Genomic DNA, 17,002 nt, shown 5'->3' on the forward strand with positions numbered 1-17,002 from the left:
GATTTCGTAACGGCGTAGTGGGGCGCCGCTTTTTTGATGTTCAGGTGTTAGAAACTTCAGCCGGAATCAGGTGCCGGCTTTTCGGAACGAACGTTAGAGTAACTTCAACGCCCCCTTCATTGCGATCCTGTACCGCAACCTGGCCGCCAAGTGTGCGGGCTCTGTCTTGCATGATAATCAGGCCGTAATGGTTAACCGGCTGGCCACCTTCGGGCAGACCTTTGCCATTGTCCCGTATTCTTGCCTGTACCTGAGGTGATTCAAAGACTACTTCTACAGAAATTTCTGTGGCATCGGCATGCTTAACGGCATTGGCCAGACCTTCACGCACAATCTGCAGTGTGTGAATTTCTTCGTTGGGCGATAGCGCCTGAGGTGGCAGGTTGTAAATCAGTTCTATGGGCTTGCCCAGCCGTTCCGAAAATTCCTCAATGGTTTTACGTAAGGCCGTGGCCAAATCTGGCGTGTCTAGCTTTAACCTGAAAGTGGCTAGCAACTCCCTTAGCTGCCGGTAAGCGCTGTTTAGCCCCGTGCTAAGCTCGTCAAGTATGGCGTTGTGGGCATTTTTTTGTTCCCCCTCAATACCTAGCCGGCGCAGGCGCGCAACCTGCATTTTCAAATAAGACAGTGACTGAGCCAGGGAGTCGTGTAGTTCCCGAGCGATAACTGTGCGCTCTTCGACCAGCGTAAGTTGCTGCTCCTCGGTAATTTGCTGCTCAAGAAAAATGGCAGTTGCCAACTGATCGCTGAGCGTCTCAAGAAGGCGGCGTGCCGTGTCTGAGAGTCCTTTTTCAACAGGGTACCACACCTCTAAAGTGCCAAGGAGTTTACCGGGTGTTCGGATCGGCAGTAGCAGCCTGCGGCCATCGTGTTCTTCTATGGGTAGCTCGTCGTAAACCTCCGGTGTGACCAGACAGGCGTTGCAGTGATGGTCGCGACAGTAGAAGGGGCGCTCTACCGAGGCTGTGGTCACCGCCTGAACCGGCTCGGCTGACTGCTTGTCATGCAAATAAAGCCGAATTGGCCCTATGCCCAAAAGCTGCTCCAGTTCCTGCAGCATAGGAACCGCGCCACTGCACAAATCGTGATTGGCAAACAGGTCACGGCTGGAGGCATGCAGCAATTGCAGTGCAGCGTGGCTTTTTTCCAGTTCTTCAGTTTTGCTGCGGGCTCGTTCCTCAAGGTTGGAGTAGGTCAATGCGAGCTCGCTATTCATTTGATCAAAGGCGCTGCCCAATTGTGCCAGTTCGTCACTTCCTTTGAGGTTAGCCTTGTGGGAAAAGTCTTGTTCACTCACTGCATTCGCTATGCTAACCAGTTTGCGCAGCGGCTTTAGCACGCGGTTTCTCAGGTCTACAAACAGCGCGATAATGATCAGTATGGAAAACGCCAGGCTGATCATCTGGATCAGGTGCAGCAAGCCGATGCGGGCTTCGGTTCGCCGTTCTAACATACTGACGAGTTGGTCTACCGAGTTTACATAGCTCTGAGTGGCAGCAATTATATCCGCACTGGCAAACGATCCCGGCGGGTGGTTTTCTAGTCCTGGGCGTAAGGTTTGCTCCCAATATGCCTGAATAGCTTGGTACTGTTTGGCTAGTGGATGATCTTCAGTGTCGGGAATAGCTCGGGCAATGTTGTTGTTGTCGCGAAGGCTGAGCCCGTATTGAGATGCCATATTCTGCAGGTTGTTTTCGCCGACGCTGCTCTCTTGCCCACTGGCCACGTGAGACAGCAACCGAAACGCGCCCATGCGCAGCGCACCAGTCAGGTTGATGGCTGTCGCGTTTCCCTCAATACTTTTTGATACCGCAAGTGTGGTAGCCATGCTAACTATAGAGGTGAGCACCACGGCACACACTACAATGGCAATCCGGTTAACAAGGGGGCTTCTAGATTTCATGAAGTCTCGTCTTTGCTGTCACCTGGCTTCGATACCTCCTTGAGGTTAGTCAATTACCCCAATGGTTGGTATGCCATCATAGTCTTTGACCTGCGCCAGGGCAAAAGCTGAGACTGGAAGATAGCTTATAAAGGTGTTTCTAAGGATATTGCTTAATGAAGTCAGAGGCGGATCAGGAGGATGAACGGCTGGCATCACTTGCCGTAATTCTGCCGCTTGCCGTGGTGGGCTTTGTCATCGCAGCAGGCTGCTGGACGCTATTCGCTGTTGCGGGCATACATCTTAGGGGCGAGTTAAACCTCAGTAACCTGCAATTTGGCCTTCTGCTTGCCGTGCCTATGGCCGTTAGTGCCCTGCTAGCTGTGCCTGCCGGGCTTGCCGCCCGAAAATTTGGTGCGCGCCGTATCATGCTCATTTGCCTTGCCGGACTTGCGGTTTGCATGGTGATCTTGCTGACTACGAATACCTTTCGTGGGTATCTTTTAGCTGCGGGTGGGCTGGGGCTGGCCGGAGGGTTCTACAGCGCAGGGCTACAATTTGTGACCAGTAATTGCCATCACGACCGTCTCGGCCTGGTGCTAGGTGTGTTTGGTGCTGGCGTTACCGGTGCTGGGTTTACCTACTACCTTGTGCCTCTGTTTCATGAGGCCTTCTCCTGGCATGGCGTTCCGCTTGCTTATCTGATTGTTCTTCTACTTGTACTTGCACTGCTTTTGCTGCTCACAGACTCGGAAGATGCGATCGCAGATCCAGAAGCCGAAACCTCCATCAGAGTACTTTTCGAGCACCTTAGAGAGCAGGGTACCTGGCAGCTAGGTGTTTATTTTGGCCTGGTCGCAGGAAGCTTTTTTGCTCTGGCATTGTGGCTTCCGGACTACCTTTCATCACAGTTTGAATTGCAAGTTCAATCCGGAGCCAGACTTGCGCAATGGTTTGTTATTCCTGGTGCTTTGGCTCAGATATTGGGCGGCGGCTTATCGGACCGCTACGGCAGCCCGAAGGTTGTAGGGCGGTCACTGTTTGTTGGTTTAGTCGCGCTGGTAGCGCTGTCCTACCCGCCCATGACGCTATTTATTCAAGGTGTGGAAACAACCGTCAGGGTGGAGTATGCCCTGCCTTTGAGCGTTGAAGGTGTTTTCGTAGTGGTGTTGGGTGTGGCGCTTGGGTGTGCCATGGGTAGTTTGCAGAGAATAGTGATTGTTGAAAGTCGCCAGAATGCAGCATTTGTTGCCGGGCTGTTGCTGGTTAGCGCTTGCACTGTTGCTTTCTTGTTGCCAGTTATTTTTGGCGCAGTGAATCACTGGCTGGGTGTGCGCAGTGCCGTGTTCATGATTTTATTTCTGCTGCTCGGTATTTGCCAGGTTATGTTTGCCCGTTTTAGTCGTCGGTATGAACGCCAGGCGCTTCTCCAGCCAGGGATATAAGTGCTCTACCCCTTCAGTGGTAGAGGTCAGTTATGTGGTAGTAACCATGCAGATTTTGGGGTTGTTCTGCCACACAATGATTCTAATTCGGGAAAAACGATCCGACAGACGGGTTGATGGAGAGAGAGACCATGAGTCATTTGATCGATAAGCTGAGCTACTTCAGCAAAAAGCGCGAGTCCTTCGCGAACGGCCACGGCGAAACCCACGATGTGAATCGCGACTGGGAAGACAGCTACCGCCAACGCTGGCAACACGACAAAATTGTACGCTCCACTCACGGCGTAAACTGCACCGGTTCTTGTAGCTGGAAAATTTACGTTAAAAATGGACTGGTTACCTGGGAAACCCAGCAAACCGACTACCCCCGCACCCGCCCGGATCTACCCAACCACGAACCCCGTGGCTGTCCTCGGGGCGCCAGCTATTCCTGGTACATGTACAGCGCCAACCGCCTGAAGTACCCGTTGATGCGCAAGCATTTGATGAAGCTTTGGCGCGCAGCCCGTATGCAGTTCAATGACCCGGTTGAAGCCTGGGCCTCCATTGTTGAGGATCCCAAGAAAACTGCCGAGTACAAGCCCCGCCGTGGTATGGGTGGCTTTGTGCGGTCAAGCTGGGATGAAGTGAACGAATTAATTGGCGCGTCTAACGTTTACACCGCCAAAAAGCATGGCCCGGATCGTATTATTGGTTTCTCACCAATCCCTGCCATGTCGATGATTTCTTACGCCTCCGGCAGCCGCTACCTGTCCCTGATCGGTGGGGTATGTCTGAGCTTCTACGACTGGTACTGCGACTTGCCACCGGCCTCCCCGCAAGTATGGGGTGAGCAGACCGACGTTCCCGAATCCGCAGACTGGTATAACTCCAGCTACATCATTGCCTGGGGCTCCAACGTTCCACAAACCCGTACTCCGGACGCCCACTTCTTTACCGAAGTGCGCTACAAAGGCACAAAGACCGTTGCCGTTACACCAGATTTTGCCGAAGTTTCCAAGCTGTCAGACGAATGGTTAAACCCCAAGCAGGGCACAGATGCGGCTATGGGCATGGCTATGGGCCATGTCATCTTGAAAGAGTTCCACGTTAACAATCCCAGCGAATATTTCACCGATTACGTGCGTCGTTATAGCGACATGCCGTATCTGGTAAAGCTGGACAAAATGGAAGACGGCCGATACGTACCTGGCCGATTCCTGCGCGCCAGTGATCTGGTAGACGGTTTGGGTGAAGAGAACAACCCGGAATGGAAAACCATTGCTATTGATGAAACCACCAACCAGCTGACCGCGCCTAATGGCTCCATTGGTTACCGCTGGGGTGAAAAGGGCAAGTGGAACCTGAAGCAGACTGCGAAAGCTGAAGAGGTGAACCTGCAGTTGTCGATGGTTGAAAAACACGACGAAGTGGTTGACGTTGCTTTCCCTTACTTTGGTGGCGTTAAGCACGATCACTTCAAGTCGGTTGAAATCAGCGACACTCTGACTCACAAGCTGGGCAGCCGCAAAGTAGAGCTGGCTGACGGCGGTGAAACGCTTGTGGTCACCGTGTACGACCTGATGATCGCAAACTACGGCATTAGCCGTGGCCTGGGTGACGACGATGGCGCCACTGCCTACGATCAAGTTAAGCCGTACACGCCCGCCTGGCAGGAAAAAATCACCGGTGTGCCTGCTGATAAAGTAACCCGTATTGCCCGTGAGTTTGCCGAAACGGCCCATAAAACCAAGGGTCGCTCCATGATTATTGTGGGTGCCGGTATGAACCACTGGTACCACATGGACATGAACTACCGCGCGTTGATCAACATGCTGGTTATGTGTGGTTGCATTGGCCAAAGTGGTGGGGGCTGGTCTCACTATGTTGGCCAGGAAAAGCTGCGCCCGCAGACAGGCTGGCAACCGCTGGCGTTTGGTCTGGATTGGCAGCGCCCACCGCGCCAGATGAACGGAACCTCGTTCTTCTACGCTAACTCCGGGCAATGGCGCTATGAGAAGCTGGGTGTTGACGAGCTTCTGTCGCCACTGGCAGATAAATCAAAATTCGGTGGCAGCCTGATTGACTATAACGTGCGCGCAGAGCGCATGGGGTGGTTGCCATCCGCGCCGCAGCTTAACCGCAACCCTCTGGGCATAGCTGCAGAAGCTGAAAAAGCCGGCATGGAAGTGCCCGAGTATGTTACCCAGTCTATGAAGGACGGCACGCTGGCATTTGCCTCGGAAGATCCGGAAGCCCCGGAGAACCACCCACGCAATATGTTTATCTGGCGCTCCAACCTGCTAGGCTCTTCCGGTAAGGGGCATGAGTACATGCTCAAGTACCTGCTGGGCACCACCAGTGGCCTGCAGGGCAAGGACCTGGGCCACGAAGGCGGTGCCAAGCCGGAAGAGGTGAAGTGGCACGATGAGGCGAAGGAAGGCAAGCTCGACTTGCTGGTCACCCTGGACTTCCGCATGTCCACCACCTGCCTGTATTCAGACATAGTTCTGCCGACCGCAACCTGGTATGAGAAGAACGATCTGAATACCTCAGACATGCACCCGTTCATCCACCCGCTGACCGCAGCCACCGACCCCGCCTGGGAATCCCGCAGTGACTGGGAGATCTACAAGGGCATCGCCAAGGCCTTCTCCAAGGCATCGGAGGGCCACCTGGGTGTGGAGAAAGACGTGGTTACCGTGCCGCTGATGCACGATGCGCCTGCGGAGCTGGGCCAGCCGTTTGATGTGAAAGACTGGAAGAAGGGCGAATGCGACCTGATTCCAGGCAAAACCGCGCCGAATTTTGTCACCGTAGAGCGTGATTACCCCAACACCTATGCACGCTTTACCTCCCTTGGGCCTTTGATGGACAAGCTGGGTAATGGCGGCAAGGGCATCAACTGGAACACGGAAAAAGAAGTCCAGTTCCTCGGTGATCTCAACTACAAACATATAGACGGCGCCAACGCCGGCCGTCCCAAAATTGACAGTGCCATTGATGCGGCAGAAGTGATTCTGACCCTGGCACCGGAAACCAATGGTCAGGTGGCAGTAAAGGCCTGGGCCGCTCTGGGCGAGTTTACCGGCCTGGATCACACCCACCTGGCGAAGAACAAGGAAGAGGAGAAAATCCGTTTCCGCGACATAGTGGCACAGCCACGCAAGATCATCTCCAGTCCCACCTGGTCTGGCCTGGAAGATGAGCATGTGTCTTACAACGCCGGCTACACCAACGTGCATGAGCTGATTCCCTGGCGCACCCTGACTGGCCGTCAGCAGTTCTACCTCGACCACGAGTGGATGCGTGCCTTTGGTGAAAGCCTGCTGGTGTATCGTCCACCGATCAACACCAAGACTGTGAGCAAAATGCTCAACCAGCGCAGCAACGGCAACCCCGAAAAAGCGCTGAACTTCCTCACACCACACCAGAAGTGGGGGATTCACAGTACCTACAGTGACAACCTGATGATGCTCACGCTGTCACGGGGTGGCCCCATTGTGTGGCTGAGTGAAGACGATGCCCGGGATGTTGGCGTCGAGGATAACGATTGGGTAGAAGTGTTCAACGCCAACGGTGCTCTGGCAGCCCGCGCAGTGGTGAGCCAGCGAGTCATGCCAGGCATGATGATGATGTATCACGCCCAGGAGCGGATTGTGAATATCCCCGGCTCCGAGATTACCGGCAGCCGTGGCGGCATTCACAACTCGGTGACCCGTGTATGCCCCAAACCGACGCACATGATTGGCGGCTACGCCCAGTTCTCCTACGGATTCAACTACTACGGCACCGTAGGGTCCAACCGCGACGAGTTTGTGGTGGTGCGCAAAATGAAGCACGTTGACTGGCTTGACGGCGAAGGCAACGACATTGTTCAGGAGGCTGTAAAATGAAGATTCGTTCCCAAGTAGGCATGGTGCTGAACCTGGACAAGTGCATTGGCTGCCACACCTGTTCGGTCACCTGTAAAAACGTATGGACCAGCCGTGAGGGCATGGAGTACGCCTGGTTCAATAACGTCGAGACCAAGCCTGGCATCGGCTACCCGAAAGAGTGGGAGAACCAGGACAAGTGGAAAGGCGGCTGGATGCGGACTAAGTCTGGAAAAATACAGCCCCGTATTGGCGGTCGGTTCCGGGTTCTGGCGAATATTTTCGCCAACCCGGACCTGCCGGAAATTGACGACTACTACGAGCCGTTCGATTTTGACTATCAGCACCTGCATACAGCCGGTGACAGCAAGCATCAGCCGGTTGCTCGCCCGCGTTCGCTGATTTCCGGCAAGCGCATGGAGAAGATCGAATGGGGCCCGAACTGGGAAGAAATCCTGGGTACCGAGTTTGCCAAGCGCCGCAAGGATAAAAACTTCGACAATGTGCAGGCGGATATCTACGGCCAGTTCGAAAACACCTTCATGATGTATCTGCCGCGTTTGTGCGAGCATTGCCTGAACCCTACATGTGTGGCTGCGTGCCCCAGTGGTGCTATCTACAAGCGGGAAGAAGACGGCATAGTGCTGATCGACCAGGACAAGTGCCGCGGCTGGCGCATGTGTGTGTCGGGTTGCCCGTACAAGAAAATCTACTTCAACTGGAAAACCGGCAAGTCTGAAAAGTGTATTTTCTGCTACCCGCGTATTGAAGCCGGTATGCCAACGGTATGCTCCGAGACTTGCGTAGGCCGTATTCGCTACCTGGGCGTGCTGCTGTACGACGCTGACCGTATTGAAGAAGTAGCCAGCACTCCGGGCGAGCACGAGCTGTATGAAAAGCAGCTGGAGATCTTTCTTGACCCCAACGACCCGAAGGTCATCGAGCAGGCGCGCAAAGACGGTGTGCCGATGAACGTGATCGAGTCGGCCCAGCGTAGCCCGGTCTACAAAATGGCGGTGGACTGGAAACTGGCGCTGCCGCTGCACCCCGAATACCGCACATTGCCCATGGTCTGGTACGTGCCGCCGCTGAGCCCGATCCAGTCGGCGGCCGAAGCTGGCAATGTGGAGTTTGACGGTGTACTGCCGAAGATCGAAAGCCTGCGCATTCCGGTGAAGTACCTCGCCAACATGCTTACCGCCGGTGACGAAAAGCCGATCGTGCGCGCACTCAAGCGCATCATGGCGATGCGCCTGTACAAGCGGGCGGAAACTGTGGACGGCGTGGAAGACCTGACAGCGCTGGAAGAGGCCGGTTTGACCAAGGCCCAGGCGGATGAAATGTACCGCTACCTGGCGATTGCCAACTACGAGGATCGCTTCGTGATTCCCACTACCCATCGGGAGTTGGCGAAAGAGGCCTTCCCCAATGCGACAGCGCACGAAGAGCGTAACGGGTGCGGTTTCAGCTTTGGTGATGGTTGCAACGGTGACAGCGAATTCAACATGTTTGGTGGCCGCAAACAGACCACCACCATGGTGCAGAAGCTGACCACCGTGAAGCAAGTCGATCCCAAGCAGCTGCAGGAATAAGGAGGCTACGATGAAACTATTAAAAGTGCTGGCAAGAGTTCTGGAGTATCCAACAGCAGAACTTCAGGCCTCCAAAGATGGCTTGGTTGCGGTTGTTCTTGAGGACCAGCGGCTGCCACGGAAAAACAAGGAGCAACTGCTCCAGTGCCTCGACCGCCTGTGCGACGGCGACCTTCTGGATCTTGAAGAGGCGTATACCGGCATCTTTGACAGAGGCCGGTCGACCTCGCTGCTGCTGTTTGAGCATGTGCACGGAGAATCCCGTGACCGAGGTCAGGCCATGGTGGATCTGATGGAGCAGTATCGGGCTAGTGGTCTGGAGATTGATGCCAGGGAACTGCCGGATTATCTCCCGCTGTTCCTGGAATATCTGTCGACCCGTCCGTGGGAAGAGATTCGCAACTGGCTGGAGGATATTCACCATATTCTTGGCCTGTTGGGCGAACGACTTTATCAACGTGAAAGCGTGTATCACGTTGCCATGGACTCCCTGCTGGAGTTGTCTGGCCGCACCACTGATCGACAGGAACTGGCCCAGCTGGTGGCTTCTGAGGAGCGTGATGACACACCGGAAGCGCTGGACAAGGTCTGGGAAGAAGAAATGGTGAAGTTTGTGGATGATCAGGGCAGCTCCTGCAGCACCGGTAGCGTTGTTGGTCAGCGTCGTCGCGAACTGGAGCAAACCCAGACTATTCACCTCAGTGATCACCTGATGACAGATGTAACGCCCGCTCAGGCGCGTGCGGCTGAAAGAGACGCCTGACGGCGCAGGAGGAGACCAAGATGATGTCTTATCTGAATACACTGATTTTCGGGGTTTACCCGTATATCGCCCTGGTGGTGCTGGTTGTTGGTACCTGGGCAAGATACGACCAGGGGCAGTTCACCTGGAAGGCGCATTCCAGCCAGATGTTGCGCAAAAAGAATATGGTGCTGGCCAGTGTTCTGTTCCATGTGGGTATTCTGGTGATCTTCTTTGGCCACCTGGTGGGTCTGCTGACCCCCCACTTTGTGTACGAACCGTTCATGTCGCCTGGCACCAAGCAGGTGCTGGCAATCGTAGTGGGCGGCATTGCCGGCGTAGCCTGCCTGATTGGCGGCGCCATGCTGGCTTACCGCCGGCTGACGGATCCACGGGTCAAGGCCAGCAGCACCTTTGCGGACAATATGATCATTGTGGTGCTGGTGGTGCAGGTGGCGTTGGGCCTTTTGACCATTCTGCCAACACTGGGACACCTGGATGGCTCCACCATGATGCAACTGGCCGGATGGGCGCAAAGCATCTTTACCTTCCAGGGTGGTGCAGCTGAATACATGGTGGGCGTAGGCTGGATCTATAAATTGCACATCTTCCTGGGCCTGACCATCTTTGTGCTCTTCCCGTTCACTCGGCTGGTACATATGCTGAGCGTGCCGTTGGAGTATTTTGGCCGGAAGTACCAGGTGGTACGCAAGCGGGCTTAATGGCCGCTTTGGCCCCCTCTCCCCCGGCCCCTCTCCCACGAGGGGAGAGGGGAGTATTACTCCCAAGCTCCCGAACAACGCAGTACAGGCCCTCGCCCCTCGTGGGAGAGGGGCTTTTACTGCACAGTCCTCGGGCTTGGTTGCCATCCCGAAAGCCTGGGATGTGTAGCTCCCCTCTCCCCTCGTGGGAGAGGGGCTGGGGGAGAGGGGGGTTGCACCACCCCAAAACATCTATACGGAGACTCACCATGCAACTGATTCCCACCGGCAACGCCGAACAACCCAGAAACCAGTTTCCGCCCGTGTATGTCGGTGACACCCTGATCGCCGAGGACGACATCGCCCGGGAGCTTCAGCATCACCCGGCGGAGGAAGTCGCCGAAGCCTGGCACGAGGCTGCCAAAAGCCTGGTTATCCGCGAATTGCTGCTGCAGCAGGCCAGGCTGCTACAGCTGCCCGAAGAGCTGGATGAAGAAGCCACTATTGCCACCGTTCTGGAGAAGGAGCTGGACGTTCCCGAACCGAGCGAGGCTGATTGTGAGCGCTTCTACGCCGCCAACCCCGGGCGCTTTTGCAGCCCCACCCTGATGGCTGTCAGCCATATTCTGTTGGCTGCCGCCCCGGACGATGTGGCCGAGCGTATGCGCCAGGAAGAAGTCGGGCAGCAGGTGTTGAACTCCCTGCTGGAGGGACGAGCCCAGTTTGCTGCCATGGCCAAACAGTACTCCGCCTGTGAATCCCGTCACGAGGGCGGCAGCCTTGGACAGATAAGCAAAGGACAAACAGTTGAAGAGTTCGAGCGACCGGTGCTGACTCTCCGGGAAGGGCTTAACCCTGAGTTGATCGAAAGCCGTTATGGTTGGCACATTGTGCGTGTGGATCAGCGTATTGATGGCGAACAGCTGCCGTATGAGCATGTGAGACCAAATATTCGCCAGTATCTCAGCGAGAGCGTTACTCGCCGGGCCTTACGTCAGTATCTTCAGGTACTGGCCGCTGAAGCCAATGTTAAGGGCGTGGACCTTGAGATACCCGATTCGCCGTTAATGCAGTAGCGACACCCACTTTAGCGATTGAATTGCAACAACTTAGCGGGCAGTAATGTGAATTTTTGTGTTAAGTCAATTTTTCAGAAGTAACCTTGATTCTACCTCCATGGAGGGAGCGATTTTTTGCAGCCATCCTCCTATTATCTAAAACATGATTTTGAATGCATGATATGGAAGAGGAAATAAAATGGTGGCGATGCAATCTGGTGAAACCCGCTACGCCAAACCTGTTCTGGTGGCTATTAACACTCTGATCGATGATGAAAACGGACTTCAGCCACTTCGCAGGCATGCTCTTTTTAATACCCTCAATGACGAAGATTTGCAGAACCTGGTTCTGCAATCTCGCCGCTTGCGCCTTGGGCATCACCAGCTTCTATACCGGCAGGACATGCCCGCCCACCATTTTTTCTTTGTCATATCTGGCCGCCTGCGGCTGTACCGGTTGGACTCATCCGGCGTTGACCGCACGCTTGACAGCATTGCCCCTGGCGATTGCTTTGCAGAAGTGATGATATACGCCGACCCGGCCCGCTATGCCTGTTATGCGGAGGCTCTGAAATCCAGTGAGGTTTTGATGATACCCGTCAAAGCCTACCAAGAACTGCTGGATCGTAACCCGGAATACGCACATGCAGCGCTCCGGCACTACGCCATGCGCGCTGTGTCCCGGTTTCACGATCTTGAAATCATGACAGTACAAAATGCCCGTGACCGTTTGATCCGCTATCTGATTGACCTGCTGCCTAATGGCGCAGTAGAAGGTGGAGAGGTTGAACTACCTTTGCCAAAATGTCTTGTCGCGTCCAGACTCGCGATGCAGCCAGAAACTTTCTCCCGAATTCTGGCAGACCTCAAAGCCAATGGGTTGGTTCGAGTAAATCGAAGCAAGCTGTTTATTTCCGACCCCAAGCGATTGATCGATATCAGTCAGTAGAAAATAGAAAGGATATGGCTTCCATGATTAGCAGTTATAACGATTTGATCAAAGCAACTAAAGACGAGCAAGAGCCGCAACGCCTACTGTTTGTCTTCTGCCGCGCCGAACTGCCAGATGATGCCTCAGCAGACGAGAAAGCCGCATTTGAGCGAGGAGAGGGCGGCGCGCTTACGCCAGTGATCTGTGTCGACAAGACACCACAAGAAGTGATGGAGTTTTCTGAGCTGGTTAATGAATCCCGCAATACTGGTCAGGCGTGGGATGTTGTATTTGTTGCGGCCATGTCTGGCCGGGGCGGCACCCCTCCGTCTTCAGATGAAGCCCAGCAACCTATGACCATGATGGTGGAATCAATTCGACTTGGGAATGTTAGCAATTACCTGCCGCTGGATGCGAGTGGAGACGCCGTTAGCCTCGGTTAAAGTAGGGCTTCTCATTGGCTGTTCACGGGAAGATATAGCCATGTAGAGGTATTTGATTAATTTCCCGATCGCCTAGGCTACGTAGCTCAGGTATAGGTGATTCGCAGTTTTTGGGGGCTTGTTTTGAACGCTATTTTCCGCAATGTGCTTTGTTTGTTTACCCTGCTGTTGTTGACTGTGCCCATGGCTCAGGCAGAGCCAATCAGTAAGTATGAGCCGATAGCCGGGCGCCAGGTTATCGAGAAAGCCTTCCCAAAAGTGACTCGGTTTGAGCCTTTAGAAAGCAATCGCGCCATTCAGGAGCTATACGCCGGTGACGAGCTGAAAGGCTACGCATATCAGTCCATCGATTTTGCTACAACGCCTGCGTATTCCGGCAAGCCACTGAATGCCATGGTGGTTCTGGATACCGAAGGCACTATCCGCTATACCAAAGTTATCCACCATGATGAGCCTATCCTTCTGATCGGCATACCCGAAGCCAAACTTCACGCGTTTACCGACCAATACACCGGTCTGCAGGCAGATCAGCGAGTAACCGTGGGTGGAACATCCAGTGAACGTAAAGTTGCTGTTGATGGGCTATCCGGCGCCACAGTCACCGTGATGGTGGTTAACGAAGTGATCATGCGCACCGCTCACCGTGTGGGCGTTGAGTTGGGAATAGTTGAGGGCAGTGGCACCAAACGCCCGCCTACAGCAGAAGTAATCAAAGGTGACTTTGAGCCCAAAAGCTGGGAAGCGCTCACCGGCGATGGTTCCATTCGTCGCATGCTGCTCACCAAAGGGCAGGTAGACGATTCGTTCAAGGGCACTGAAGCAGAAGGCGTCGGAACAGCGGCCCCGGATGAGCGGGACGAGCCGCTGATTGATCTTTACACAGCTTATCTTGATGTTCCGACTATTGGCCGTAACCTGCTTGGTGAGAGCCAATACGAATGGCTGACCTCTGAGCTGAAAGAGGGGGAACAGGCCATCGCTGTTATGGCTAACGGTGAGTATTCCTTTAAGGGGTCGGGCTACGTGCGCGGCGGTATTTTTGATCGGGTTCAGATTCGCCAGTACGGGGATACGTTCAACTTCCGCGATCTCGATTTTTACCGACTCAGTGATGTGTATGCCGAAGGCATGCCTGATTTCAAAGAAATGGCCATCTTCATCATCCGGCAGCAGCACAAGTTTGATCCGGGTGCGCCCTGGACTCTGGAGCTGACTGTAAAGCGCCAGACAGGCCCTCTGGACAGTGAATTCCAGGTGTTCCCGTTGGAGTACCAATTGCCCGAGAAGTATTACAACCGTGCAGAGCCGGTGCTGACGCAAGAAGAGTGGCTTGAAGAGCAGCCATTGTGGGTGCAGGTGTGGTATCAGCGCCAGTTTCAGGTAATCGTGCTGGGTATTGGCATCTTCGTACTCATGCTGATTCTGTTCTTCCAGGACTGGTTAGTGAAAAAGCCGAACCTCACACGGTGGATTCGTCACGGGTTTTTGACCTACACACTGTTCTTTATCGGTTGGTATGCGCTTGGCCAGTTATCCATCGTGAACGTTCTGGCGTTTGTGCACAGCTTGGTCAGTGGCTTTACCTGGGAAACCTTCCTGATTGACCCGGTGATCTTTGTGCTTTGGGCTGTGGTAGCGGGCATTGTGTTGCTATGGGGCAGGGCAGTTTACTGCGGTTGGCTGTGCCCGTTTGGCGCGCTGCAGGAACTGATTAACGAGATTGCACGCGCGCTCAAAGTACCCCAGTACAATGTGCCCTGGCCTATTCATGAACGTTTGTGGGCGCTGAAGTACATCATACTGCTGGTGTTGTTTGGAGTGTCTCTGGACTCTTTGGCAACCGCCGAGCAAATGGCAGAAGTTGAGCCCTTCAAAACCGCTATCACCCTGCATTTTGATCGCAGCTGGCCGTTTGTAACTTACGCAGTACTGCTGCTTGTGGTGAACATTTTCACCCGCAAAGTGTTCTGTCGTTACATGTGCCCGCTGGGCGCAGCGCTGGCCATACCCACCAAGTTGCGTGTATTTGACTGGCTTAAACGCCGCAAAGAGTGCGGCAACCCTTGCCAGCTGTGCGCCAAGGAATGTGAAGTTCAGGCCATTCACCCTGACGGCACCATCAACTACCAGGAATGCCATTACTGCCTGGATTGTCAGGTGACTTATTTCGATGACAACAAATGCCCACCGCTGATTGTAAAGCGCAGGGGGCGGCGCCGTGGTCATAACGCACCCGGCCGTCCGGAGGAAATTCCGGTGGTTCAGGTGACTTAGCAGGGCAAAATCAAAAAGAAATCAAAAAGAAATTAAAAAGAAATTAAAAACAGAATAGCCATTACCAATAACGGAGTTGGATGTTATGAAAAAGAAAGATGAACTGAGTGCTGAAACCTCTGAAGTGGAACAAAGTGGTTTCAGTCGTCGCCGATTCATGGGCGCTGCCGCTCTTGCGGGTGTCGCTGGCGCAACCGGCCTTGGGTCCGCGGTGATGTCCCGCGAATCGTTTGCAGCGGCTGCGAAAGAAGCGCAAAACAAGATTCATGTGGGCCCCGGCGACCTGGATGAATACTACGGCTTCTGGAGCGGTGGCCAGTCTGGCGAGGTTCGTGTCATGGGCATACCATCCATGCGGGAACTGATGCGGATTCCGATTTTTAACCTGGATGGTGCCACCGGCTGGGGCATGACCAACGAAAGTAAAGACATTCTGGGGCATGACAAAGAGTTTTTGAGTGGCGATTGTCACCACCCGCACATCTCAATGACCGACGGTCGTTACGATGGCAAATACTTGTTCATAAACGATAAAGCCAACACCCGAGTGGCGCGTGTCCGTTTGGACATTATGAAGTGCGATAAAATCACCCATGTTCCGAACGTGCAAGCCATTCACGGTTTGCGCCTGCAGAAAGTACCGCATACCAAGTACGTTTTCTGTAACGCCGAGTACGTGATTCCACACCCGAACGACGGTAGCGATTTCTCTATGGAGAACAGCTACACCATGTTTAACGCTTTGGATGCGGAAACCATGGAAGTCGCCTGGCAGGTGATTGTAGACGGCAACCTGGATAACACCGACGCGGATTACACCGGTAAATATGTGGCCTCTACCTGCTACAACTCCGAGAAAGCAACGGATCTGGCTGGCACCATGCGCAACGATCGTGACTGGGCGGTGGTGTTTAACGTTGAGCGCATTGAAGAAGCTGTTAAGAATGGCGACTTCAAAACTCTGGGTGACTCCAAGGTACCCGTTGTGGATGGTCGCGGAAAATCCAGGCTGACTCGTTATATCCCGGTGCCGAAAAACCCGCATGGGTTGAATACGTCTCCAGATGGCAAATATTTCATTGCTGCCGGTAAGCTGTCGCCAACCGCTACGGTAATTGCGATTGATAAGCTGGACGATTTGTTTGATGACAAAATTGAGCTTCGCGATGCTGTTGTTGCTGAGCCAGAACTGGGTCTTGGGCCTCTGCACACCACATTCGATGGCCGTGGCAATGCTTATACCACTTTGTTTATCGATAGCCAGATAGCCAAGTGGAACATCGCTGACGCCGTTAAACATTATAATGGCGAAGATGTAAACTACCTGCGCCAGAAGCTGGACGTGCACTACCAGCCTGGGCACAACCATGCGTCATTGACAGAAACCAGCGACGCCGATGGTAAATGGTTGGTGGTGCTGTCGAAATTTTCCAAGGACCGTTTCTTGCCGGTTGGCCCATTGCACCCGGAAAACGATCAGCTGATCGATATTTCTGGTGATGAAATGAAGCTGGTTCACGATGGTCCGGCTTTTGCTGAGCCTCACGATTGCATTCTTGTACGTCGTGATCAGATCAAGACCAAGAAGGTCTATACCCGCGACGATCCATATTTCGCCAGTGCCCGAGCGCAAGCAGAAAAAGATGGTATTACGCTTGAGGCAGACAACAAGGTGATCCGCGATGGTAACAAGGTGCGGGTGTATATGACGTCTGTTGCCCCTATGTATGGCATGACGGAATTCAAGGTGAAGCAGGGTGATGAGGTGACTGTGTATGTCACTAACCAGGATACCATTGAGGATGTGACTCATGGGTTCTGCATGGTTAATCACGGTGTTCAGATGGAGATTAGCCCACAGCAGACCTCTTCGGTGACGTTTGTTGCCGATAAACCAGGCGTTCACTGGTACTACTGCAACTGGTTCTGTCACGCTCTGCACATGGAGATGACTGGCCGGATGTTGGTAGAGAAGGCCTGATTTAGCAGTTATAACCGGAGTCCTTTATGGGGCTCCGGTTTTTTTAGTCATACTTCGGAGAAGCAAATCAAGGGAAGAAGGCCTGTCAAAACACGCTCC

11 protein-coding genes are annotated in these 17,002 nt (G+C 53.9%); 10 read left to right on the forward strand and 1 reads right to left on the reverse strand.

All coding sequences use genetic code 11. From position 1 onward, the window contains the following. Positions 1-40: 40 nt before the first annotated feature. Complete coding sequence (locus tag ACTHYN_RS05045) at positions 41-1,903, reverse strand: histidine kinase (RefSeq protein WP_441811381.1); 1,863 nt, start codon at positions 1,901-1,903, stop codon at positions 41-43. Positions 1,904-2,058: 155 nt separating this feature from the next. Between ACTHYN_RS05045 and ACTHYN_RS05050 the strand changes: the two genes are divergently transcribed. From ACTHYN_RS05050 to nosZ, 10 genes are all read left to right on the forward strand, one after another. Then, a complete protein-coding gene (locus tag ACTHYN_RS05050) occupies positions 2,059-3,327 on the forward strand; it encodes an MFS transporter (RefSeq protein WP_441811382.1) in 1,269 nt (422 codons plus the stop codon). 131 nt (positions 3,328-3,458) lie between these two features. Next, positions 3,459-7,202 (forward strand): nitrate reductase subunit alpha, encoded by a 3,744-nt coding sequence (locus tag ACTHYN_RS05055; RefSeq protein WP_441811383.1) that lies wholly within the window; start codon positions 3,459-3,461, stop codon positions 7,200-7,202. Further along, positions 7,199-8,773, forward strand: coding sequence for a nitrate reductase subunit beta (gene narH, locus ACTHYN_RS05060; protein WP_441811384.1), 1,575 nt, complete (start codon positions 7,199-7,201; stop codon positions 8,771-8,773). Before ACTHYN_RS05055 ends, narH begins: the two co-directional genes overlap by 4 nt. 10 nt (positions 8,774-8,783) lie before the next feature. Then, entirely contained in the window at positions 8,784-9,536 is a 753-nt protein-coding gene (narJ, locus tag ACTHYN_RS05065; RefSeq protein ID WP_441811385.1) for a nitrate reductase molybdenum cofactor assembly chaperone, read from the forward strand. A 23-nt stretch (positions 9,537-9,559) separates the two neighbouring features. Continuing rightward, positions 9,560-10,237, forward strand: a complete 678-nt coding sequence (gene narI / locus ACTHYN_RS05070; protein ID WP_441811431.1) for a respiratory nitrate reductase subunit gamma — start codon at positions 9,560-9,562, stop codon at positions 10,235-10,237. A gap of 248 nt (positions 10,238-10,485) precedes the next feature. Continuing rightward, on the forward strand, positions 10,486-11,292 hold the full coding sequence (locus ACTHYN_RS05075; protein ID WP_441811386.1) for a peptidylprolyl isomerase: 807 nt from the start codon (positions 10,486-10,488) through the stop codon (positions 11,290-11,292). 181 nt (positions 11,293-11,473) lie between these two features. Beyond that, positions 11,474-12,223, forward strand: coding sequence for a Crp/Fnr family transcriptional regulator (locus ACTHYN_RS05080; protein WP_441811387.1), 750 nt, complete (start codon positions 11,474-11,476; stop codon positions 12,221-12,223). A 23-nt stretch (positions 12,224-12,246) separates the two neighbouring features. Continuing rightward, positions 12,247-12,648, forward strand: a complete 402-nt coding sequence (locus tag ACTHYN_RS05085; RefSeq protein WP_441811388.1) for a ribonucleotide reductase subunit alpha — start codon at positions 12,247-12,249, stop codon at positions 12,646-12,648. 183 nt (positions 12,649-12,831) lie between these two features. After that, positions 12,832-14,922: a transcriptional regulator NosR gene (nosR, locus tag ACTHYN_RS05090; protein WP_441811432.1), complete on the forward strand. Its 2,091-nt coding sequence runs from the start codon at positions 12,832-12,834 to the stop codon at positions 14,920-14,922. Between the two features lie 85 nt (positions 14,923-15,007). Then, positions 15,008-16,903, forward strand: a complete 1,896-nt coding sequence (nosZ, locus tag ACTHYN_RS05095) for a TAT-dependent nitrous-oxide reductase (RefSeq protein ID WP_441811389.1) — start codon at positions 15,008-15,010, stop codon at positions 16,901-16,903. Positions 16,904-17,002 lie beyond the last annotated feature (99 nt).

Source organism: Marinobacter sp., assembly GCF_052091845.1.
In the GTDB taxonomy this organism is placed as follows: Bacteria; Pseudomonadota; Gammaproteobacteria; order Pseudomonadales; family Oleiphilaceae; genus Marinobacter.